Source organism: Streptomyces sp. RGM 3693 (genome assembly GCF_050471125.1).
GTDB lineage: Bacteria > Actinomycetota > Actinomycetes > Streptomycetales > Streptomycetaceae > Streptomyces.
Genome location: NZ_JBMPPQ010000005.1, coordinates 313,250 through 331,835 on the forward strand (window position 1 = coordinate 313,250; position 18,586 = coordinate 331,835).

The following is an 18,586-nucleotide window of genomic DNA, read 5'->3' on the forward strand; positions in this document are numbered from 1 at the left end:
ATGGCCTTCCGTTCCAGTCCGCGAGGGGTACCGGACGATTCGTCGCCATGCTACGCGAGTACCTCCCGCCGGCCTGAGAGCCGTACAGAGGGTGAGACGAGGGTCTCGGAGCACCCTCGGGGCAGAACCGGAATCCCCCGGTCCGCACCGGTTCGGAGAGTTATCCACAGGGCTCGCGGCGTCGCCGGCGGCTGCGCGATGATCGGTTTCGACACCACGCGCGGACGGCGCGGGACGAAGTGGAGGCGGGGGCCATGACCGAGGGCGGGAAGCACACGACGGAGACCGGGAAGCCGCCGGTCGAGGACGGGAAGCACACCGGCGGGGACGATGAGCGGACGGCGACCGGGAGCGCGGGAGCGGCTGCGGCAGGCGGGGCCGGGGCCGCGACGGAGGCGGCCGTCGACGACAGGGGGAGCAGCCCCGCGGCGGCCACGACGACGGACGACCCGGTGGAGACCGCGACGGATGACGGCCCGGTGGAGACGGCAACGGATGACGACCCGGACGGCGCGGTGGACGAGCGGGCCCGGCGGTTGGCCGCGTACCGCGGCTCGGTGCGGACGCTGTCCGGCGCCCGCCCACCGGAGACGATCGCCGAGCGGTTGGCCCGCCTGACGGCCGACGCCCCCGGCGTATACGACCTGGACGACTGGACGGACTTCTACGGCGACGACGACAGCATCATCGGCGAGCTGGAGCGCCGGACCGCCGACGCTCTGGGCACCGCGGCCGCCGTGTTCTTCCCGACCGGAACGATGGCGCAGCAGGTGGCGCTCCGCTGCTGGGCAGGCCGCACCGGCAATGCGACGGTCGCCGGCCACCCGCTGTCCCACCTGGAGGTCCATGAGCGCGATGCCTATGCGGTGGTCAGCGGGCTGCGCATGGTGCATCCGACGACCGCCCCGCGTCTGGCGACCGCCGACGAGATCTACGACCTCCAGGAGCCGTTCGGCACCCTCACCCTCGAACTCCCGCTGCGGGACGCCGGATACGTCCTCCCCAGCTGGGAGGAGCTGGAGTCGGTGGTCGCCGCGGCGCGGGACCTGGACGCGGTGGTGCACTTCGACGGCGCCCGGCTGTGGGAGTCCGCTCCGCACTTCGGCAGGTCGCTCCCGGAGATCGCCGCCCTCGCGGACAGCGTCTACGTCTCCTTCTACAAGTCGCTGGACGGCATAGCGGGCGCCGCCCTGGCGGGCACCGAGGAGTTCGTCGCAGAGGCCCGCGCCTGGCGGCACCGCTACGGCGGCCAGTTGTTCCAGCAGTGGCCGACCGCACTCGCCGCCCTGGCCGGACTCGACCACGAACTGCCCCGACTGCCGGCGTACGTCGCGCAGGCCAAGGTCGTCGCCCGGGCCTTGCGGGAGGGCCTGGCGGAGGCCGGCGTGCCCTGGTTCCGGGTGCATCCCGAAGAGCCGTACACCCATGAATTCCAGGTATGGCTGCCGCACCCACCGGAGGTCTTGACCGAAGCGGGCACCCGCCAGGCGGAGGAAACCAGGACGACGCTGTTCCGCAAGTGGTACGAGCCCGGCTCGGCCGGACCGCCCGGCGTGGCAATGACGGAGGTGACGGTCGCATCCCCCGCACTGGAGTGGACAGCGGAGGAGATACGCACGGCGGTGGGCGACTTCATCCGACGCATCGACGGGTGACCGGGGGTGACGGGTGACGGGTGACGGGTGACGGGTAACGGGTGACGGGTAACGGGTGACGGGTGACGGGTAACGGGTGACAGGTAACGGGTGACGGGTGACGGGTGACGGGTAACGGCAACAGCTCATCGTTGCCGTGGCGGCTACGGCTCATCGAAACCGTGACGGCTACGGCTCACCGATCCCGGCGACAGCGACAGCGACAGCGCATCGTTCCCGCTATCGCATGGCCGCTCCCTCATAGCCCGCTCCCGCATGGTCCGCTCAGGTGTCGCTCGGACCCGCGTTGCACGGTTCCGCGAGGGCGGTTGCGGCACGGTTCGAGCCCACGTGGTGGCTGCCCGCGCGCTCGGCGGGCGGCTGCCCGGGGCCGGACCAGGTCGGTGTGGCGGTGTGGCCGTGCAGGGGCCGGGTGCGGCGGGCCAGCAGTGCCGCGGCCCCTCGTAGGAGCCGCCCGTCGCGCCCCCACCAGCGCTCCGCGGGATCCGTGACCACGGCCTGGAAGCGGTGCCACTGCTGGATCTCCCGGGCGGTGCGGACGGTGGCCTCGCCCGGTGCGGGCGGGACGGCCTCGCCTCGCTGGGCGGCACGGTAGCTGTCGAGGAGGTGCTGCTGCGTGGTGTCCATGGCCCTCACTGTGGGACGGCCGGGCGTCCCCTGGCGCGTCGATTGACGAGAGCCGTCAATCGACGACGTTGCAGGTCACGGCCTCACGCATGATGGACACATGTCCAACGTCATCGACATCACCGGGCTACCGCTGGAACGCATCGTCTTCGCGCCCTCTCCGCTGGCCGAATTGGGCGCGGCGCTGCACGCGCTGTCCGAGCCGGGTCACCACCCCGGGCTGCACGGCTGGGTCACCGCGACCAACGCCGGGCTGAAGACCGACCTGGCGGACCGGCTGTGCGAGGCGGACTTCCTGTGGCGGTCCGCCCGCTCCGACATCCTGCTGCCCACCCGCCCCGGAGCAACGCTGGCCGAGGAACTGGACGAGCTGGACAAGATCGACGACGAGCGGTTCGTGGCCGCCGCCTTCGAGATCAGTTGCTCGCCCAAGTACACCCGGCCCACGCCGTCGCCCCTGGTCGACGAGGGCGAGCGGGCGCGCGTACGGGAGATGGCGGCGGCTCGCGGCCCGCGGCAGGCGGCGTTCACGGACCGGATGCTGACCGACCCCGACGGCCTGCGGGTGTGGCTGCGCCGTCTCTTCGAGGACTGCGAGGATGCGTTTTTCGGGGACATCTGGCGGCGGGTGAGCATCCAACTGGCCGCCGACGCCCGACACAAGACCGAGCTGCTGCGCCGCAAGGGCCTCGCCGAAACGCTGACCGCGACCTCGCTGGCGCTGCGGCTGGACGAGGCCCAGGACGGCAGCGGCACCACCCGCATCCTGGTCGACAAGCTGGCCAGTGGCCGTACGACGGGGTTCGCCGACCCCGCCGATCCCGGCGTCACCTTCCTTCCGACGTCGTTCGGCTGGCCGCATCTGCTGTTCAGCCACGCTCCCGGCTGGCGCCCGGTGCTCCAATACCCGGTTGCCAGCCCGGAGTTGCCGGCCCCCGCCACGCTGGAACTCGTCCAGCAGCGGCTGGAGGCGCTCGGTCACCCGATGCGGATGCGGCTGTGCCGCACCCTGTCGCGGGGTCCGCACACGACGGGGGAGCTGGCGACCACGTTCGGCATCACGGCACCGGAGGTGTCACGGCACATCGCGGTACTGAAGAAGGCGGGACTGCTACAGACCCGGCGCCGCGGGCGTTACGTCCTGCATCAGTTGGACCTCCAGGTGGTGGCCCGGCTGGGCAGCGACTTCCTTGAGGGCGTACTGCGCTAGGAGCGCGTACCGCGCCGAGCAGACGCCGTTGGACGGCCGGACGGACGGGGGCGCGGAGCGGACAACCGTTCCGGCTCACCGCCCATCCGCGCCCTCCCCAGACCCCAAACCCAGCCGCCCCTACCCCCACCGTCTCCCCTCACCACCGCGCCCCTCGCCCCTCCCCCCGTCAGTTCTCCTGTAGGAACTTCTTCGCCAGGGCGTCGCCGCGGCTGACCGCGTCGGCGTGGCTCTCGATGGGCGAAGCCTGGGAGTTCTTGAACAACACGTAGGTGACGCCCGAATCCGCGCCGCCGGTCTCCGGGTTGGGGTCGATGCCCAGCCCTTTCGCGGCCGCGTAGGACGCCTCCCCAATGATCTTGTTGGGGCCGGTGTCACCGACGACGGCGTACTCGACCTGGTTGTTGTAGAGGATGGCGACCACGCCGCCGCCCTTGATGCCCGCGGACTGGTAGTTCCAGATGTTGCTGACGCTGGGGACCACGACGTAGGGCAGCTTCGCGGCGTTGAGGGGCTTGCCGTCGGACTGGGGGAACGCGGTGTCGTCCTGGAACCAGGGGTCGGTGTCGGCGTTGCACTGCGCGGTGATCTGCCCGTCGCAGTCGACGTCCATGTCGGCCTTCCAGAAGACGGCGCCGTTCTTACCGCAGACCGGGACGGTGGCCGGGGTCCCCTCGTCGGTGCTGTATTTGCCGTTCGACAGCTGCGTACAGTCCTTGAGCTTGGCGAGCAGTTGGGCCGCGGAGACCGAGCCTTCCTGAAGGGCGGCGCGCGGCGCGGCGCGGTGCGCGGCCGGCTGGGCGGTGGCGGGAAGCGCCGCGGCGGCGAGGAGTGCGGCGCCGGAGGCGGTGGCGAGGGCGAGCATGCTTCTGCGCACGGGGAACCCTTCTGTTAGGAAAGTTTCCTTACCGCGCGCCAATCTGGTCTTGTTTACGTGTCCGCGTCAATGCCCGTACCGGCCATCGCTCCGGCCACCGCTCCCGGCGCACGGACCGGGCCGATCCCGTGGCACAACCGACCCGGTCGACCCGGTCGACCCGGCTGACCCGGTCGCCCCCGCTACGCTCCGGCGCCCCCGGCCCGGACCAGCCCCGTCTCATACGCCAGCACCACCGCCTGCACCCGGTCCCGCAGACTCAACTTCGTCAGGATCCGGCCCACATGGGTCTTGACCGTGGCCTCGGACAGCACCAGCCGCGCCGCGATCTCACCGTTCGAGAGCCCCTGCGCGACCAACAGCAGCACCTCCCGCTCACGGTCGGTCAGCCGCTCCAACTCGGGTCGCGCGGGCTCACCGGAGGTGGCGGGCAGCATCGGCGTGAAGCGGTCCAGGAGGCGGCGGGTGGTGGACGGCGCGACGACCGCGTCCCCGCTGTGCACCGCGCGGATCGCGGCGAGGAGTTCGTTCGGCGGCACGTCCTTGAGCATGAAGCCGCTGGCCCCGGCCTTCAGCGCGGAGAAGGCGTACTCGTCCAGGTCGAAGGTGGTCAGGATGAGGACCTTCGGGGCGCCCTCCGGTTGTCCGCCCCCGCAGATCCGGCGGGTGGCCTCGACGCCGTCGAGGTGCGGCATCCGGACGTCCATGAGGATCACGTCCACCTCGGCGGACCGCAGCACCTCCAGGGCCTCCGCCCCGTTGCCCGCCTCGGCGACGACTTCCATGTCGGGTTGTGCGGCCAGCACCATCCGGAAGCCGGTGCGCAGCAGCACCTGGTCGTCGACGAGCATCACGCGGATGGTCATGGCAGGGAGATCCCTTCACGGGTCAGCTGGGGCGGACGAGACGGAAGTACACAAGGCACAAGGCCGCAACGAACAAGGTGGAGACGAACCGGGTGGAGACGAACGAGGCCGGAGCGCATGGCGTGACACCGTACGGGACCGGGGCGAACCGGATCGGTCCGCGCGGCGCCGAGCCCTCCGGAAGAGCCGGCCCCTAGGCCACCGCGGAATGGCGAAACCGGCCATGTGACAACCGGCCGAGCGGCAACCGGCGAGGTGGCAACCGGCCGCACGGCAGCCAGCGAGGTAGCAACCGGCCGAGCGGCAATCGACCGAGCGGACCTGCGCCGCCCGAAAGAAGTGGAGGAACCGAAAGAAGCGGAAGAACCATAAGAACCGGACCACAGCGCGCCGCCCCAGCCGGCAGCCGTCCGCCCGGCAGCCGGCCGCCGACCCAGCCGACCGTCCGCTGGCGCGATCCGGCGGCTCACCGCTCCGCCTTGAGCGGCAGCACGGCATTGACCCGGAAGCCACCGCCCGGCCGTGGCCCGGCGTCGAGGATCCCGCCGACCATGCCGACCCGCTCGCGCATACCGATCAGGCCGTGGCCGAGCCCGTCCGCACCGCCCGACTCGTAGAGCTCGTGCTGCGCGCCCCGGCCGTCGTCCTCGATGAGCAGATCGAGGTCGCCGTCCCGGTAGGTGAGGCGGACGGTGGCGCTGACGTCGGGGCCGCCGTGCTTGCGGGTGTTGGTCAGTGCTTCCTGGACGATGCGGTACGCGGTCAGTTCGACGCTGCTGGGCAGCGGACGCGGCTCGCCGACCACCCGGAAGTCGACCGGCAACCCCGCGCCCCGGACCTGGTCGATGAGGTCGGCGAGCTGCTCGACGCCGGGCTGGGGCACGTACTCCCCGCCCTCGGCCTGCTCGCCGGTGCGCAGCACACCCAGCAGCCGGCGCATCTCGGCCAGCGCCTGCCGGCCGGTGCCGGAGATCGTCTCCAGCGCCTGGCGGGCCTGCTCGGGCGCGGCGTCGAGGACGTAGGCGGCGCCGTCGGCCTGGACGACCATCACCGAGACGTTGTGCGCAACGACGTCGTGCAGCTCACGGGCGATCCGGGCACGCTCGGCCGCGACCGCGATCCGCGACTGGGCCTCGCGCTCCTTCTCCAGGCGGGTGGCCTTCTCCTCCAGCTGGGCCCAGTAGGCGCGGCGGGTGCGTATCGAGTCGCCGAGCACCCAGGCCAGCACGAACGGCACGGTGAGCAACACCATGAAGAAGACCACCGCCCACACCGGCAATGCGAGGGGGCCCTCCCGGAAGCGCAACTGGGACAGGCCGGGGCCGATCAGCGCGCCGGCCAGTGCGAAGCGTGAGGCCCAGCGGCGGGCCGAGGTCTCGGAGGCGACGGTGTAAATGATCACCATCAGCGCGAAGTCGCCTATGTTGGGCGGAACGTTCAAGATCAGCTGGCCGACGCCGAGGGCGGCGGCCAGCAGCAACATCTTGACCGGGTACTTCCGGCGCAGGGCGATGACCAGGCACAGGCCGGTACTGAAGACCAGACCGATGACCTTGCCCTCGATGCCCGACCGGGAGATGACCCACAACCCGGTGAACCCGAAGAGGAGGAAAGCCCAGAAGCTGTCCACTCCCGTCGGGTGCCTGCGGAAGAAGTCATAGAGGCGCTGCACGTAACCCAGCGTAGGCAGCCCGGACGGGCTGCGGAGTCAACCGGAGGGGCGATCCTCTTCAGTGGGGCCTACTCCCCTAGGTGGAGGCCGCGTGCGCCAATTGTGTCGCCCTCGGGGTTGACCCATGATCACGCGATGCGGAAGCCCACGTACCGATCCCTGAAAAACGTCCCTGAACAGGGCTTTTCGTTCCCGCACCGCCTCATACCGTAGGCCGACCACCACACCACGGGTCGACCCCTCGCCCCGCGAACCGTCCCCCGTACCGTGGTGCACGTGACGAGAGAGGGACGTGGGTACGTGGCAAACGAGCACCGGCACGCCCGACGGGCTGCGGCCGAAAACCACCGCCCCGCCGCCGACCCGGCCGCGCCCGGCACTCCCAGCCCCGGCCACCCCGCCCACCCCGAGCCCCCCGCCGACGCTTCCCACGAAGCGCCCGACGACACCTGGCGCGGCTGGCAGGAGGCGACCGAGCGGGCGCTCTACGGCCCCGACGGCTTCTACACCCGCCCCGGCGGCCCCGGCCCCGCCGGCCACTTCCGCACCTCCGTCCACGCCTCCCCGCTGTACGCCGACGCCGTCGCCACCCTCCTCCGCCGGGTCGACACCGCGCTCGGGCACCCCGACGAACTGGCGCTGATCGACGTCGGCGCCGGCCGCGGCGAGCTGCTGAGCGGCGTGCTGGCCGCACTGCCCGAGGAAGTGAGCGCGCGGACCCGCCCGTACGCCGTTGAACGCGCCGCACGCCCCCAGGACCTCGACCCCCGCATCACCTGGCTCGCCGAACTCCCCGCACCGGCCTCGCTCACCGGCCTGCTCTTCGCCAACGAATGGCTGGACAACGTCCCGGTGGACGTCGTCGAGACGGACGCCGACGGGGTGCCACGCCGCGTCGAGGTACGGGCCGACGGCACGGAACGACTGGGCGCACCGGTTGACGGCCCGGACGCGGAGTGGCTCGCCCGCTGGTGGCCGCGGCCCGCACCGGAGGCCGCCGACGCCGACCCCGCCCCCGGGCTGCGCGCCGAGATCGGCCGCCCCCGGGACGCCGCGTGGGCGCGCGCCGTCCGCACCCTCCGCACCGGGCTCGCGGTCGCCGTCGACTACGCGCACGGCCGCGCCGACCGCCCGCCCTTCGGCACCCTCACCGGCTTCCGGGCGGGCCGCGAGGTCCGCCCCGTCCCGGACGGCAGCTGCGACCTCACCGCACACGTCGCGCTGGACGCCTGCGCCGGCCCCGCCGCCGAGCGGCTGACCCAGCGCGCCGCCCTGCACGCCCTCGGTGTGGCCGGCCGGCGCCCGCCGCTGTCCCTGGCCACCACCGACCCGGCCGGCTACCTACGGGCGCTCGGCGCGGCCGGTGCCGCCGCGGAACTGACCGACCCGGCCGGCCTGGGCGGTTTCGGCTGGCTGCTGGAGCCGGTCGGCGGCACCGCCTGCGCCGGTCTGCTCACCTCCGACGGCACCGCCTGACCGCCCTGGCCCGCCCCTTGAGCGGGCCCGTTCCACACCACGGACCGCCCTCCTCCGCACCGTCCCGCCCTGCGACACTGTCCCCATGACGGAGACGACGGTCGGCATCGGCGGCGCGGCGGAGAGCACCGACATGGTGCTGAACATCGGCCCGCAGCACCCCTCCACGCACGGCGTGCTGCGGCTGCGCCTCATCCTGGACGGCGAGCGCATCCGGCACGCCGAGCCGGTGATCGGCTACATGCACCGCGGCGCCGAGAAGCTCTTCGAGGCCCGCGACTACCGCCAGATCATCATGCTCGCCAACCGCCACGACTGGCTGTCGGCGTTCTCCAACGAGCTGGGCGTGGTGCTCGGCGTCGAGCGGATGCTCGGCATGGAGGTCCCCGAGCGCGCGGTGTGGACCCGGACGCTGCTCGCCGAGCTGAACCGCGTCCTGAACCACCTGATGTTCCTCGGCTCGTACCCACTGGAGCTCGGCGGCATCACCCCCGTCTTCTACGCCTTCCGGGAGCGCGAGGAGCTCCAGACCGTCATGGAGGAGATCTCCGGCGGCCGGATGCACTACATGTTCAACCGCGTCGGCGGCCTCAAGGAGGACCTGCCCGCCGGTTGGCTCGGCCGGGCCCGGCAGGCCGTCGCCGACGTCCGCTCCCGTATGGACGTCTTCGACGACCTGGTCCTCGGTAACGAGATCTTCCGCGGCCGCACCCGCGGCATCGGCGTGCTGACCCGCGAGGCGGTCCACGCCTACGGCGTCTCCGGGCCGATCGCCCGCGCGTCCGGCGTCGACTTCGACCTGCGGCGCGACGAGCCCTACCTCGCGTACGGCGATCTCCAGAACGTCCTCAAGGTGGTCACCCGGGAGGAGGGCGACTGCCTGGCCCGCTTCGAGTGCCTGCTGGCGCAGACCCACGTCTCCCTCGACCTCGCCGACGCCTGCCTGGACCGGATCGCGGAGCTGCCGCCCGGCCCGATCAACCAGCGGCTGCCCAAGGTCCTCAAGGCCCCCGAGGGCACCACCTACTCCTGGACCGAGAACCCGCTCGGCATCAACGGCTACTACCTGGTCTCCAAGGGCGAGAAGACCCCGTACCGCCTGAAGTTGCGCTCCGCGTCGTACAACAACATCCAGGCGCTGATGGAACTCCTGCCGGGAACCCTGGTGGCTGACATGGTCGCCATCCTGGGGTCGATGTTCTTCGTGGTGGGGGACATCGACAAGTAGTCGGGCCGCCACGGCCGTCGACGTATCGGCGTCGTACCGACGGCGCACCAGGGGCGCATCGGAGGCGCACCGACGCCGCACCGACGTCGCGGAGCGCGCACCGGCGGACGCCCACGCACACAGCACAGCGGCGGGGAGTTCATCCACAGCCTTTGGATGAACTCCCCGCCGCTCGCTACGTCTACGGTCTTCCCGCGCTCAGGAGATGGCGCTGCGCAGTTCGGCGAGATCGAGCTGTTCGGTCTCGTCGTGTGCGGTCAGGTCGATGACCTCACCTGCACCGTGCGTCGTCTCCCCGTCGGCGGTCGCGCCGCCGGATGCCGCGCCGTGAGACGGCTCGTCGCCGTCCGCGCTGCCGGGCTCCGCGTCCCCGGCTTCCTTGCGCGGCGCGGCGGCGGTCCCGTCGGCGGCCGGCGGAAGCACCGCGCGGGCGTCCGTCCGGGCCTCCGCGCGCGCCGACTGTTCGGCGACCGCCTCGTCGCCGACGACGTCCGCCAGGTCCTCCTCCAGCGGGGCGGTCAGCTGGTGCTGCGGGACGTTGGTGTTGCCGAAGAAGTCGAAGCCGCCCAGCGTGCGGGGCACGGCCGGGCGGGGCGGGGCGATCGCGGCGGCGGCCGGCACCGGGCGGAGCGCGGGTCCGCCCACCCCCTGCGCGGCGGCCGCCCCGGTCTTCCCCTGGTCGTCGGCCTCGGGCTTCCCCTGGCCGGTCGCCCCGGGCTTCCCCTGGGCCTGGGTGCCGTCCTGGCCGGTGCCCTGGGCGGCGGCGCGCTGTCGGGCGGCGTTGCGGGCCAGCTCGCGCAGGGCCCGGTCCGCCTGCGCGAACGTGGCGACCGGACGGGCCGCGGACGGGTCGTCCGCGGCCTGGGCGGCCGGTGCGGGGCGGCCGTCGCCGGCCGCCGGCTCACGTCGGGCCGGGACGAGCTCGCCGCCGGAGGACGGCTGCCCGGCCTCGATGGCAAGCAGCCGGCGGCCCTCCAGGGCGCTGGCCCGTTCGGTCTCGGCGGTGGCGTAACGCCGCAGCAGGGCGGCGTGTTCGCTGCGCAGTCGGGCGAGTTCGGCGCGCTTGGCGCGGAGTTTGGCGTCCAGGGCGGCGCGGATCTCGCGCGACTCCTCGACGTCCGTCTCCAGTTCTGCGACCCGCTCCTCGGTGCGCCACTCGTCGCGCGCCCGGGCCCGGGTCAGCTCGGCGACCCGCTTGCCGGCCTTGCGGTCCCAAGTGCGCAGCAGGACGGCGCCGGTGAGCGCGGCGGCCGCGGCACCGGCGGCGAGCACCCGTTGCACGAGGTCGTCGCCGACGAACCACGCGCCCGCGGCACAGGCAAGTGACGCACCGGCGACCGTCGCGGGAGGAAGCAGCCGGTGCAGGGGTGGGGAATGGCGGTGGCGTCCTCGTGGCATGGCCAGAAACTTACCGTGCGTGCGAGACCTATGGGGCCCCGCATACGGATCCGTTTCCCGCTGGTTACTTCTTGACCAGTCCCTTGGACTCCAAATACGCCTGCGCGACATCGGCGGGCTTCAAGCGCTCGGCATCGACCTTGCGGTTCAAGTTGATCAAGTCCTCGGTCGTCAGCACGCTCGTGATCTTGTTGAGAACGGTCTCGATCTCCTTGTCGCCGGCCTTCTCGGCATTCAGCACTGGCAGCACATTGTCGGCGTTCTGCAGCTTCTTGTCGTCCTGGAGAAGCACCAGACCGAAGTTGTCGAGAGTGGCGTCCGTGGTGGTGGTGAGCACCAGTTGGTCGGTGCCGTCCTTGACCGCCTGCTTGGCCTGCGGGGTCCCCACGCCCTTGGGATCGATGCCCTCGACGGCGATGCCGTAGGTGTTCTCCAGGCCGGGCTTGCAGAACACCCGCGTCTCGCACTCCTCGCCCGCGGCGAGTTTGATCTTCTCCTTCGAACGTCCCAGGTCGGAGAGCGTCTTCAGCTTGTGCTCGGCGGCGAATTCCTTGGTGACCGCGAACGCGTTCTGGTCGGTGGCCGCACCCGCCGTCAGCACCTTCAGACCGCGCGGCTCGGCGAGCTTCTTGAGCTCCACCACCGTCTTGTCGATGTCGCTGGACGCCACGGGCTTCGCCTTGACGCCGTTCTTCTTCGCGTTGAGGAATTCCGCAAGGGTGGAGGCATATTCCGGAACGACATCGATCTGGCCCTTCTCCAGGGCCGGTTCATACAGCTCGCGATTGGTCAGCGTCTGCACCCGCGGTTGGTAACCGGCATCGGCGAGGACCCGCGAATATATCTCGGCGAGCACCTTCGACTCGGTGAAACCGGCCGAGCCGATGACGATCTCGCCCTTCCCGCCCCCCTTGCCCTGGCCGCCCTTCTGCTCCAGGCTCTGCCCGCCGCATGCGGCCAGCCCGGTCGCCAGCGCCACCACGGTCCCGGCGGCGAGCGCGGTACGCACCGCGCGTGCTGTGCTACTCATGAAATTCCACTCCGTCCGTTCGGATCAGGTCGGTTGAGACGTCTCGGGTCGGGTCCGGGCCGGGGCCGGGGCCTTCTCGGGCCGCCCGCGCCGCCGCCCCCGCATCGGGTCGAAGGCCCGGTCCACCAGCACGAGCACCCCCTCCACCACCAGGGCCAGCAGCGCCACCAGCACCGCTCCGGCGACCACCTGCGCGGTGTCGTAATTGCCGAACCCGGCGGTGATGATCCGGCCCAGGCCCCCGCCGCCCGCCAGCGCGGCCAGCGTCGCCGTGGCCACCACCTGGACGGCGGCCGACCGCAGGCCCGTCATGATCAGCGGATAGGCGAGCGGTATCTCCACCCGCCGCAGCAGCTGCGGGCCCGACATCCCCATCCCCCGGGCCGCCTCGACCACATCGCGGTCCGCCTCCCGTATGCCCAGATAGACATTGGTCAGCAACGGCGGCACCGCGAACAGCACCAGCGCGATGACCGTCGGCCAGTCGCCGTGCGTCCCCAGCGGGCTCAACGTCAGCAGCACCAGGACCGCGAACGTCGGCACCGCGCGCCCCACATTGGAGACGTTGATCGCCAACGCCCCGCCCTTGCCGATGTGGCCGAGCCACAGCGCCACCGGCAGCGCTATCAGACAGGACAGGAGCAGGCAGAGCCCGCTCAGCCAGAGGTGCTCACCGAGACGGTGCCACACCCCTTTCTCCCCGGCCCAGTTGGCGGCCGTGGTCAGCCACTGCCAGGCCCCCGTGATCGCGTCCACGCTCACCCCACCGCCTTCGCCACGGTCGCCCCGCGCCGCATCCGACGCCCCTCGGACCGCGCCCGCGTCCACGGCGTCAGCAGCCGCTGCAGCCCCAACAGGAGCAGGTCCGCCACCAGCGCCAGCAGTACGCACAGCACCGACGCGGTCAGCACCTCCGCCTTGAAGAAGCCCTCCATACCGCTGGCTATGAGATTGCCCAGCCCGCCGTAGCCGACGACCGAGCCGATCGTCGTCATCGCCACCGTCGAGACCGTGGCGATCCGCACGCCTGCCACCAACGCGGGCAGGGCGAGCGGGAGTTCCACCTCGAACAGCAGCCGTGCCGGGCCGTACCCCATCCCGCGGGCGGCCTCCCGCACCTCGGCGGGCACCGCCTCCAGGCCGGCGAGGATATTGCGCACCAGGATCGTCAGCGAATACAGCACCAGGCCCGTGACGACCACCGACGGCGAGACCCCGAAGACCGGTGTCAGCAGCGCGAACATCGCCAACGACGGCACCGTGTACAGCACCGTCGTCAGCCCCAGGACCGGCCCCGCGACGCCCCGCCGGTGCCGCGCCAGCAGCGCCAACGGAAAGGCGACCAGCAGCCCGAGCAGCACCGACACCACCGTGATGCCGACGTGCTGGAGCGTGGCGTCCACCAACTCCTGGCTCCGGGTGCGGAGGTATTCCCCGCAGATCCAGTCGTTGCGCTCCAGGCAGCCGGGCCCGCCGCCTTGCGCCATGGTCTGAGCGCTCGCCAGCACCTCCGCCGCACGCGTCGGCACCTCCACCGCCGTCACCTCCCCCGCTCGCCGATACCGTGGTGACTGTCTGCGACCCTAACCCCCACCACTGACAATCACCGCGGCCCGGCATCCACTCGCAACACCGCGTTCACGGCACCCGGGCACGACACGTACACAATGGGGCCCGTCCACACAGGGGGAATTCATGATCCGCTTCGAGCACGTCACCAAGCGTTACGCCGACGGCACAACGGCCGTCGACGACCTCTCCTTCGACGTCGCCAAGGGCGAACTCATCACCCTCGTCGGCCCGTCGGGCTGCGGCAAGACGACCACGATGAAGATGGTGAACCGGCTCATCGAGCCCACCAGCGGCCGGATCCTCCTCGACGGCGAGGACATCGCCGACGCCGACCCCGTCGAACTCCGCCGGCGCATCGGCTACGTCATCCAGCAGGTCGGGCTCTTCCCCCACAAGACCGTGCTGGACAACACCGCCACCGTCCCGCACCTCCTCGGCCGGCCGCGCAAAGCGGCCCGGGCCCGCGCCGCCGAACTCCTCGACCTGGTCGGCCTGGACCCGTCCGTCTACGGCGACCGCTACCCCGACCAACTCTCCGGCGGCCAACGCCAGCGCGTCGGCGTGGCCCGCGCGCTCGCCGCCGACCCGCCCGTGCTGCTGATGGACGAGCCGTTCGGCGCCGTCGACCCGGTCGTCCGGGAGCACCTCCAGAACGAGTTCCTGCGGCTGCAGTCCACGCTCCACAAGACCGTGCTCTTCGTCACCCACGACATCGAGGAGGCGGTCCGGCTCGGCGACCGCATCGCCGTCTACGGCACCGGGCGGATCGAGCAGTTGGACACCCCGGCGACGGTCCTGGGCGCCCCGGCGACCCCGTACACCGCGGAGTTCGTGGGCGCCGACCGCGGCCTGAAGCGCCTCGCGGTCACCCCCGTCGAAGCCGCCGACCTCGACGAGCCCCCGGTGGTCCGCCTGGACGACCCGGCCTCCCGGGCCGCCGACGCGCTCTCCGCCGCCGACGCCCCCTGGGCCGTCGTCCTGGACGCCGAAGGATCGCCGTACGGCTGGGTGGCGGCCGACGCGCTCACCGACACCTCCGGCCCCGCCGCGGACCGGTCCACCACCGTCCGTGGCCTGGCCCGCCCGATGACCGCCGCCGTGCCGCTCGGCACCCCGCTCCGGCAGGCGCTCAGCACCCTGCTCCAACACGACGCGGGCTGGCTCGCGGTCCTCGACGGCGACCGCTACCGGGGCGTCCTCACGCCCGCCGGACTGCACGGCGCCCTGCGCCGCGCCACCACCGCGGACGCCGCCGACCTCCCGCGCGACGAGGTCGCCCTGGACACCGTCCCGAGCATCTGAACCACCCGCCGCGGCCCGGCCGGACCGACCCGCGCCGGCCGGGGCCGCGTCACGCCCGCGCCGCCCCGGGGTCGTCGTCGTCCCCGTCCTCGCCCTCGGGCAGCTTGCAGACCCGCTCCAGGAAGATCGCCGCGGCGACCACCCCCGCACCGGCGAGCACCGAGAACCCGGCGTACACCGCCTGGGTGCGACGTGCGTCGTCCACGCCCGATGTCAGGAGGAAGGCTCCGACGCCGCCGTAGAGCCCGGCGACCAGTGCCGCCACCAGGGCGCTGGCCTGGCCGAAGACCACCGCGCGGGCGGCCACCAGCGGATCGACGCCCTTCGCGCCGGGCCGCCGCTCGCGCTGCGCCCGCAATCGGGCGCGCAGGGAGAGGGCGGTGGCGGCCAGCACCGCGGCGATCAGCGCCAGCACGATCGGCGCCGCCACCGGCACGCCGGGCAGCGTGCCGAACGAGTCCCACAGCCGGGCACCGGCCCAGGCCAGGATCCCGGCCACCACGAACAGCCCGACCAGGACCTTGATCCGTAGCTGCTTCACCGAGCGATCGCCCCTCGCACCGTCCCGGCCATCCCTACCGCGATGACCGAGTCCGCCTCATGGCCGCACCTGTCGGTGCGGCCGCCGTATCCGTCCGGCCGTCCGCGCACGCGTGAGCGCGCCACCGCGACGTCCTCACGCCAGTACATCAGCGCATCAGGCGTCCCGGGCGCATCGCCACCGTACGCAACCGGCCCGCAACCCTAACGACTACTCCGGCAGCCGCAGTTCCAGGTCCGCCCGGTGGTTCACGCCCTCGATGCCGATCGCGGCCAGCAGGGCGGCCACCGCACCACGGCCCGGAACCTCCGCCTCCGGGTCGACGTCGTGCCACGGCACCAGGACGAACGCCCGCTCGTGGGCGCGCGGGTGCGGCAGCGTCAGCCGCGGGTCGTCGGAGACCACGTCCTGGTAGGCGAGGATGTCGACGTCGATCGTGCGCGGACCCCAGCGCTCGTCCCGCACCCGCTCGAAGGCTTCCTCGATGGCGTGCCCGCGCTCCAGGAGGGAATCCGGCGGCAGCGTCGTCTTGATCAGCACCACGGCATTGAAGTACGCGGGCTGCGAGCCGGGGTCGACGCCCCACGGCTCGGTCTCGTACACCGGGGAGACCGCCTTGACCCGGACGCCCGGGGTGTCCTCCAGCGCGTCAATCGCGCCCTGGAGCGTCTCCAGGCGGTTGCCGAGGTTGCTGCCCAGCGAGATCACCGCGCGCTTGGGGTTGGAGAGTGTGACGTCTGCCGCGTCCACCTGCTCCACCACCGAGGCGGGCACCGGCTGGACGGTCGGGTCGTTGACGGATGCGGCGTGGGAGGTGCGGGAGGTGGCGGGGGCCGGCTGCTGGGTAATTTTCATACTCGGCTCCGAGTGATGGTGATGGTCACGTCATCGAAGGGGACGGTGATCGGTGCGTCCGGCTTATGGACCACCACTTCCACCTCCTGCACCCCCTCGTGCTTCAGGCACTGGTCGGCGATGCGCTCCGCCAAGGTCTCGATGAGGTCGACGGGCTCGCCTTCGACGACGGCCACCACCTCCTCGGCGACGATGCCGTAGTGGACGGTCTTCGCAAGATCGTCGGAGGCTGCCGCCGGGCGCGTGTCCAGGCCGAGGACCAGGTCGACGATGAAGGTCTGGCCTTCCTCGCGTTCCCGGGGGAACACCCCGTGGTGTCCTCGGGCCTTAAGCCCACGCAGCGCGACACGATCCACGCGAATCACTCCCACTGGTCCCGCGACGCCGCTGGCGCCACTGTTCGTCGGATTCAGGCAGGCGCCAAAGTCGGCCGGCGACACTGCCCCATTCGAATCTACCTGCGAGCACCGACAGTGCTCGCCCATGGGGGCTATGGACAAGGCCCCGTCCTACTGCTAGGCCGTGTCGCGCGGCCAGCCTTGCAAAGCACGGGAGATCGTCCGCGCGGCCTCTTACCCGCGCACGCCCGCCCCACCCCTACCCATGCCGCACTTGGCTCGAACGGGTGCGCCCCACCCGGGCCGCTGACACCGGGCGCACCAGCTCACGCCGCCACCAACACAGCGCTTGTGAAGCCACTCACATGTCCGCGGACTGGGATGTGAACGGGGATGCGGCGGGGAGACGCGGAGGGGGATTCACAGCCGCCCGGCCGGCCCGTTCTCCTCGTCCTCGTCCTCTTCGTCATCCCCGTCGTCGTCCTCACGGTCCGCGAGCACCGGCGAACCATGGTGCGACCAGACCCGCCAGCCGTCCTCGGTCCGCTTGAAGACGTTGGTCGCCACGACCAGTTGGCCGATCAGCGGTCCCACGGAGCCGTCGTCCTCGGCGGGGCCGCCGCTGAGGATGTTCTCCGTGCAGGTGACCAGCGCGGTGTCGCCGATGACGTCGATCTCCACATCGGTCAGGAAGAACTGGATGTACTCGGTGTTCGCCATGATCAGCGCGTACGAACGGAGCACCTCCCCGCGCCCGCGCAGCACCGGCCACCCCGGGTGGACGACACTCACCTGACCGTCCAGCCACAGCTCGGACAGCGCCTCGTGGTCGCCCCGTTCGATGGTCTCGTAGAGCGCGGTGTTCGCCTGCTCGACCTGCTCGATGTCCGTCCGTGGGCCCAAGCCGCTCACTTCGTCCCCGTCGTCGTCGCCGTACCGCTCGCCCGCACCGCGCCGGACGCCCCGACGCCCCCGACCGGCCGCGCCGCGCCCTCAACGGCACGGGCCACCCGCACCGCGTCCGCGCTCGCCCTGACCTCATGCACCCGCACCGCCCAGGCCCCCTCTCGCGCCACGATCGCCGACACCGCCGCCGTCGCGGCATCCCGCTCCCGGGCCGGCGGTGGAGCGGCACCTTCGCCGCCTGCCAGCACCCTGCCCAGGAACCGTTTCCTCGATGCGGCCACCAGCAGCGGTCGGCCAAGCGCCCGCAGCCGACCCATCTGGGCGACCAACGCCAGGTCGTGCCCGGCCTCCTTGGCGAAGCCCAGTCCGGGGTCGACGACGATCCGCTCCGGGTCCACCCCGCCGGCGACCGCGCGCTCCAGGCTCGTCGCCAACTCGTCGACCACCTCGCCGACCACGTCGGCGTAGACCGCCCGGTTGTTCATGTCGATCGACTGGCCGCGCCAGTGCATCACCACGAACGGGACGTGGTGGGCGGCGACCACCGGCACCATCGCCGGGTCGGCCAGGCCCCCGCTCACGTCATTGACCAGGCACGCCCCCGCCTCCACGGCCTGCTCGGCCACCGCGGCGCGCATGGTGTCGACGGACACCACCACCCCCGCCGCGGCCAACTCCCGGACCACCGGGACGACCCGGCGCAGCTCCTCGGACACGTCCACCCGGGGCGCACCGGGGCGGGTCGACTCACCGCCGACGTCCACGATGTCGGCGCCCTGGGCCACCAGGTCCAGACCGTGTTTGACGGCGAGCTCGGTGTCGAACCAGTCGCCGCCGTCGGAGAACGAATCGGGCGTCACGTTCACGACGCCCATCACCGCGCAGCGGTCCCAGTCCGGCAGTCCGGCCACCCGGCCGCGCAAGCTACTCATGGGACCAGCGTAGGCCGTGTGCCGACCGGCCGGATTGCCCCCGCCGGCTGCGTGGATCACCCGACCGCAACCCCCTGAGGGGCGCCTGGTCGGCCCGGCCC

Annotated in this window: 18 protein-coding genes; 5 read left to right on the plus strand and 13 right to left on the minus strand. The window is 72.0% G+C overall.

Annotated elements, in window-relative coordinates; all coding sequences use genetic code 11:
- Positions 1 to 254: 254 nt before the first annotated feature.
- Positions 255 to 1,655, plus strand: a complete 1,401-nt coding sequence (locus tag ACO0M4_RS40845; RefSeq protein WP_430376338.1) for a threonine aldolase family protein — start codon at positions 255 to 257, stop codon at positions 1,653 to 1,655.
- Between the two features lie 264 nt (positions 1,656 to 1,919).
- Here the strand turns inward: ACO0M4_RS40845 and ACO0M4_RS40850 are convergent, their stop codons facing one another.
- Positions 1,920 to 2,282, minus strand: a complete 363-nt coding sequence (locus tag ACO0M4_RS40850; protein WP_430376339.1) for a hypothetical protein — start codon at positions 2,280 to 2,282, stop codon at positions 1,920 to 1,922.
- 100 nt (positions 2,283 to 2,382) lie between these two features.
- Between ACO0M4_RS40850 and ACO0M4_RS40855 the strand changes: the two genes are divergently transcribed.
- Positions 2,383 to 3,492, plus strand: a complete 1,110-nt coding sequence (locus tag ACO0M4_RS40855) for a DUF5937 family protein (protein ID WP_430376340.1) — start codon at positions 2,383 to 2,385, stop codon at positions 3,490 to 3,492.
- A 169-nt stretch (positions 3,493 to 3,661) separates the two neighbouring features.
- Here the strand turns inward: ACO0M4_RS40855 and ACO0M4_RS40860 are convergent, their stop codons facing one another.
- The 3 genes from ACO0M4_RS40860 to ACO0M4_RS40870 form a co-directional block, all read right to left on the minus strand.
- Positions 3,662 to 4,357 carry a glycoside hydrolase family 75 protein gene (locus tag ACO0M4_RS40860; protein WP_430376392.1) on the minus strand — a complete coding sequence of 232 codons (696 nt, stop codon included), beginning with the start codon at positions 4,355 to 4,357 and terminating at the stop codon, positions 3,662 to 3,664.
- A gap of 194 nt (positions 4,358 to 4,551) precedes the next feature.
- Positions 4,552 to 5,235 (minus strand): response regulator, encoded by a 684-nt coding sequence (locus tag ACO0M4_RS40865; RefSeq protein WP_430376341.1) that lies wholly within the window; start codon positions 5,233 to 5,235, stop codon positions 4,552 to 4,554.
- Between the two features lie 466 nt (positions 5,236 to 5,701).
- Complete coding sequence (locus tag ACO0M4_RS40870; RefSeq protein WP_430376342.1) at positions 5,702 to 6,907, minus strand: sensor histidine kinase; 1,206 nt, start codon at positions 6,905 to 6,907, stop codon at positions 5,702 to 5,704.
- A gap of 300 nt (positions 6,908 to 7,207) precedes the next feature.
- Between ACO0M4_RS40870 and ACO0M4_RS40875 the strand changes: the two genes are divergently transcribed.
- Both ACO0M4_RS40875 and ACO0M4_RS40880 read left to right on the plus strand, forming a co-directional pair.
- Positions 7,208 to 8,383, plus strand: a complete 1,176-nt coding sequence (locus ACO0M4_RS40875) for an SAM-dependent methyltransferase (RefSeq protein WP_430376343.1) — start codon at positions 7,208 to 7,210, stop codon at positions 8,381 to 8,383.
- Between the two features lie 85 nt (positions 8,384 to 8,468).
- Positions 8,469 to 9,611, plus strand: coding sequence for an NADH-quinone oxidoreductase subunit D (locus ACO0M4_RS40880; protein WP_430376344.1), 1,143 nt, complete (start codon positions 8,469 to 8,471; stop codon positions 9,609 to 9,611).
- A gap of 198 nt (positions 9,612 to 9,809) precedes the next feature.
- Here the strand turns inward: ACO0M4_RS40880 and ACO0M4_RS40885 are convergent, their stop codons facing one another.
- The 4 genes from ACO0M4_RS40885 to ACO0M4_RS40900 form a co-directional block, all read right to left on the minus strand.
- Positions 9,810 to 11,009, minus strand: coding sequence for a hypothetical protein (locus tag ACO0M4_RS40885; RefSeq protein WP_430376345.1), 1,200 nt, complete (start codon positions 11,007 to 11,009; stop codon positions 9,810 to 9,812).
- 64 nt (positions 11,010 to 11,073) lie between these two features.
- Positions 11,074 to 12,039: an ABC transporter substrate-binding protein gene (locus ACO0M4_RS40890; protein ID WP_430376346.1), complete on the minus strand. Its 966-nt coding sequence runs from the start codon at positions 12,037 to 12,039 to the stop codon at positions 11,074 to 11,076.
- A gap of 24 nt (positions 12,040 to 12,063) precedes the next feature.
- On the minus strand, positions 12,064 to 12,795 hold the full coding sequence (locus ACO0M4_RS40895; RefSeq protein ID WP_430376347.1) for an ABC transporter permease: 732 nt from the start codon (positions 12,793 to 12,795) through the stop codon (positions 12,064 to 12,066).
- 2 nt (positions 12,796 to 12,797) lie between these two features.
- On the minus strand, positions 12,798 to 13,526 hold the full coding sequence (locus tag ACO0M4_RS40900; protein WP_430376393.1) for an ABC transporter permease: 729 nt from the start codon (positions 13,524 to 13,526) through the stop codon (positions 12,798 to 12,800).
- 208 nt (positions 13,527 to 13,734) lie between these two features.
- Between ACO0M4_RS40900 and ACO0M4_RS40905 the strand changes: the two genes are divergently transcribed.
- Entirely contained in the window at positions 13,735 to 14,913 is a 1,179-nt protein-coding gene (locus ACO0M4_RS40905; RefSeq protein WP_430376348.1) for an ABC transporter ATP-binding protein, read from the plus strand.
- Between the two features lie 49 nt (positions 14,914 to 14,962).
- Here ACO0M4_RS40905 and ACO0M4_RS40910 read toward each other — a convergent pair whose 3' ends face one another.
- From ACO0M4_RS40910 to folP, 5 genes are all read right to left on the minus strand, one after another.
- Complete coding sequence (locus ACO0M4_RS40910) at positions 14,963 to 15,454, minus strand: DUF3180 domain-containing protein (RefSeq protein WP_430376349.1); 492 nt, start codon at positions 15,452 to 15,454, stop codon at positions 14,963 to 14,965.
- A gap of 210 nt (positions 15,455 to 15,664) precedes the next feature.
- Positions 15,665 to 16,309, minus strand: a complete 645-nt coding sequence (gene folK, locus ACO0M4_RS40915) for a 2-amino-4-hydroxy-6-hydroxymethyldihydropteridine diphosphokinase (RefSeq protein WP_430376350.1) — start codon at positions 16,307 to 16,309, stop codon at positions 15,665 to 15,667.
- Positions 16,306 to 16,665 carry a dihydroneopterin aldolase gene (folB, locus tag ACO0M4_RS40920; RefSeq protein ID WP_016574864.1) on the minus strand — a complete coding sequence of 120 codons (360 nt, stop codon included), beginning with the start codon at positions 16,663 to 16,665 and terminating at the stop codon, positions 16,306 to 16,308. The genes folK and folB overlap by 4 nt, the downstream gene beginning before the upstream one ends.
- Positions 16,666 to 17,067: 402 nt before the next feature.
- Positions 17,068 to 17,550 (minus strand): nuclear transport factor 2 family protein, encoded by a 483-nt coding sequence (locus ACO0M4_RS40925; protein WP_430376351.1) that lies wholly within the window; start codon positions 17,548 to 17,550, stop codon positions 17,068 to 17,070.
- A gap of 5 nt (positions 17,551 to 17,555) precedes the next feature.
- Positions 17,556 to 18,485 (minus strand): dihydropteroate synthase, encoded by a 930-nt coding sequence (gene folP, locus ACO0M4_RS40930; RefSeq protein ID WP_430376352.1) that lies wholly within the window; start codon positions 18,483 to 18,485, stop codon positions 17,556 to 17,558.
- Positions 18,486 to 18,586 lie beyond the last annotated feature (101 nt).

Excerpts from the sequence above, each read along its gene's own strand:
- ACO0M4_RS40900 (WP_430376393.1), bottom strand. The coding sequence starts at position 13,526 with ATGGCGCAAGGCGGCGGGCCCGGCTGCCTGGAGCGCAACGACTGGATC.
- ACO0M4_RS40890 (WP_430376346.1), bottom strand. The coding sequence starts at position 12,039 with ATGAGTAGCACAGCACGCGCGGTGCGTACCGCGCTCGCCGCCGGGACC.
- ACO0M4_RS40850 (WP_430376339.1), bottom strand. The coding sequence starts at position 2,282 with ATGGACACCACGCAGCAGCACCTCCTCGACAGCTACCGTGCCGCCCAG.
- ACO0M4_RS40855 (WP_430376340.1), top strand. The coding sequence starts at position 2,383 with ATGTCCAACGTCATCGACATCACCGGGCTACCGCTGGAACGCATCGTC.
- ACO0M4_RS40880 (WP_430376344.1), top strand. The coding sequence starts at position 8,469 with ATGACGGAGACGACGGTCGGCATCGGCGGCGCGGCGGAGAGCACCGAC.
- ACO0M4_RS40845 (WP_430376338.1), top strand. The coding sequence starts at position 255 with ATGACCGAGGGCGGGAAGCACACGACGGAGACCGGGAAGCCGCCGGTC.
- ACO0M4_RS40885 (WP_430376345.1), bottom strand. The coding sequence starts at position 11,009 with ATGCCACGAGGACGCCACCGCCATTCCCCACCCCTGCACCGGCTGCTT.
- ACO0M4_RS40905 (WP_430376348.1), top strand. The coding sequence starts at position 13,735 with ATGATCCGCTTCGAGCACGTCACCAAGCGTTACGCCGACGGCACAACG.
- ACO0M4_RS40865 (WP_430376341.1), bottom strand. The coding sequence starts at position 5,235 with ATGACCATCCGCGTGATGCTCGTCGACGACCAGGTGCTGCTGCGCACC.
- ACO0M4_RS40860 (WP_430376392.1), bottom strand. The coding sequence starts at position 4,357 with ATGCTCGCCCTCGCCACCGCCTCCGGCGCCGCACTCCTCGCCGCCGCG.
- folP (WP_430376352.1), bottom strand. The coding sequence starts at position 18,485 with ATGAGTAGCTTGCGCGGCCGGGTGGCCGGACTGCCGGACTGGGACCGC.
- folK (WP_430376350.1), bottom strand. The coding sequence starts at position 16,309 with ATGAAAATTACCCAGCAGCCGGCCCCCGCCACCTCCCGCACCTCCCAC.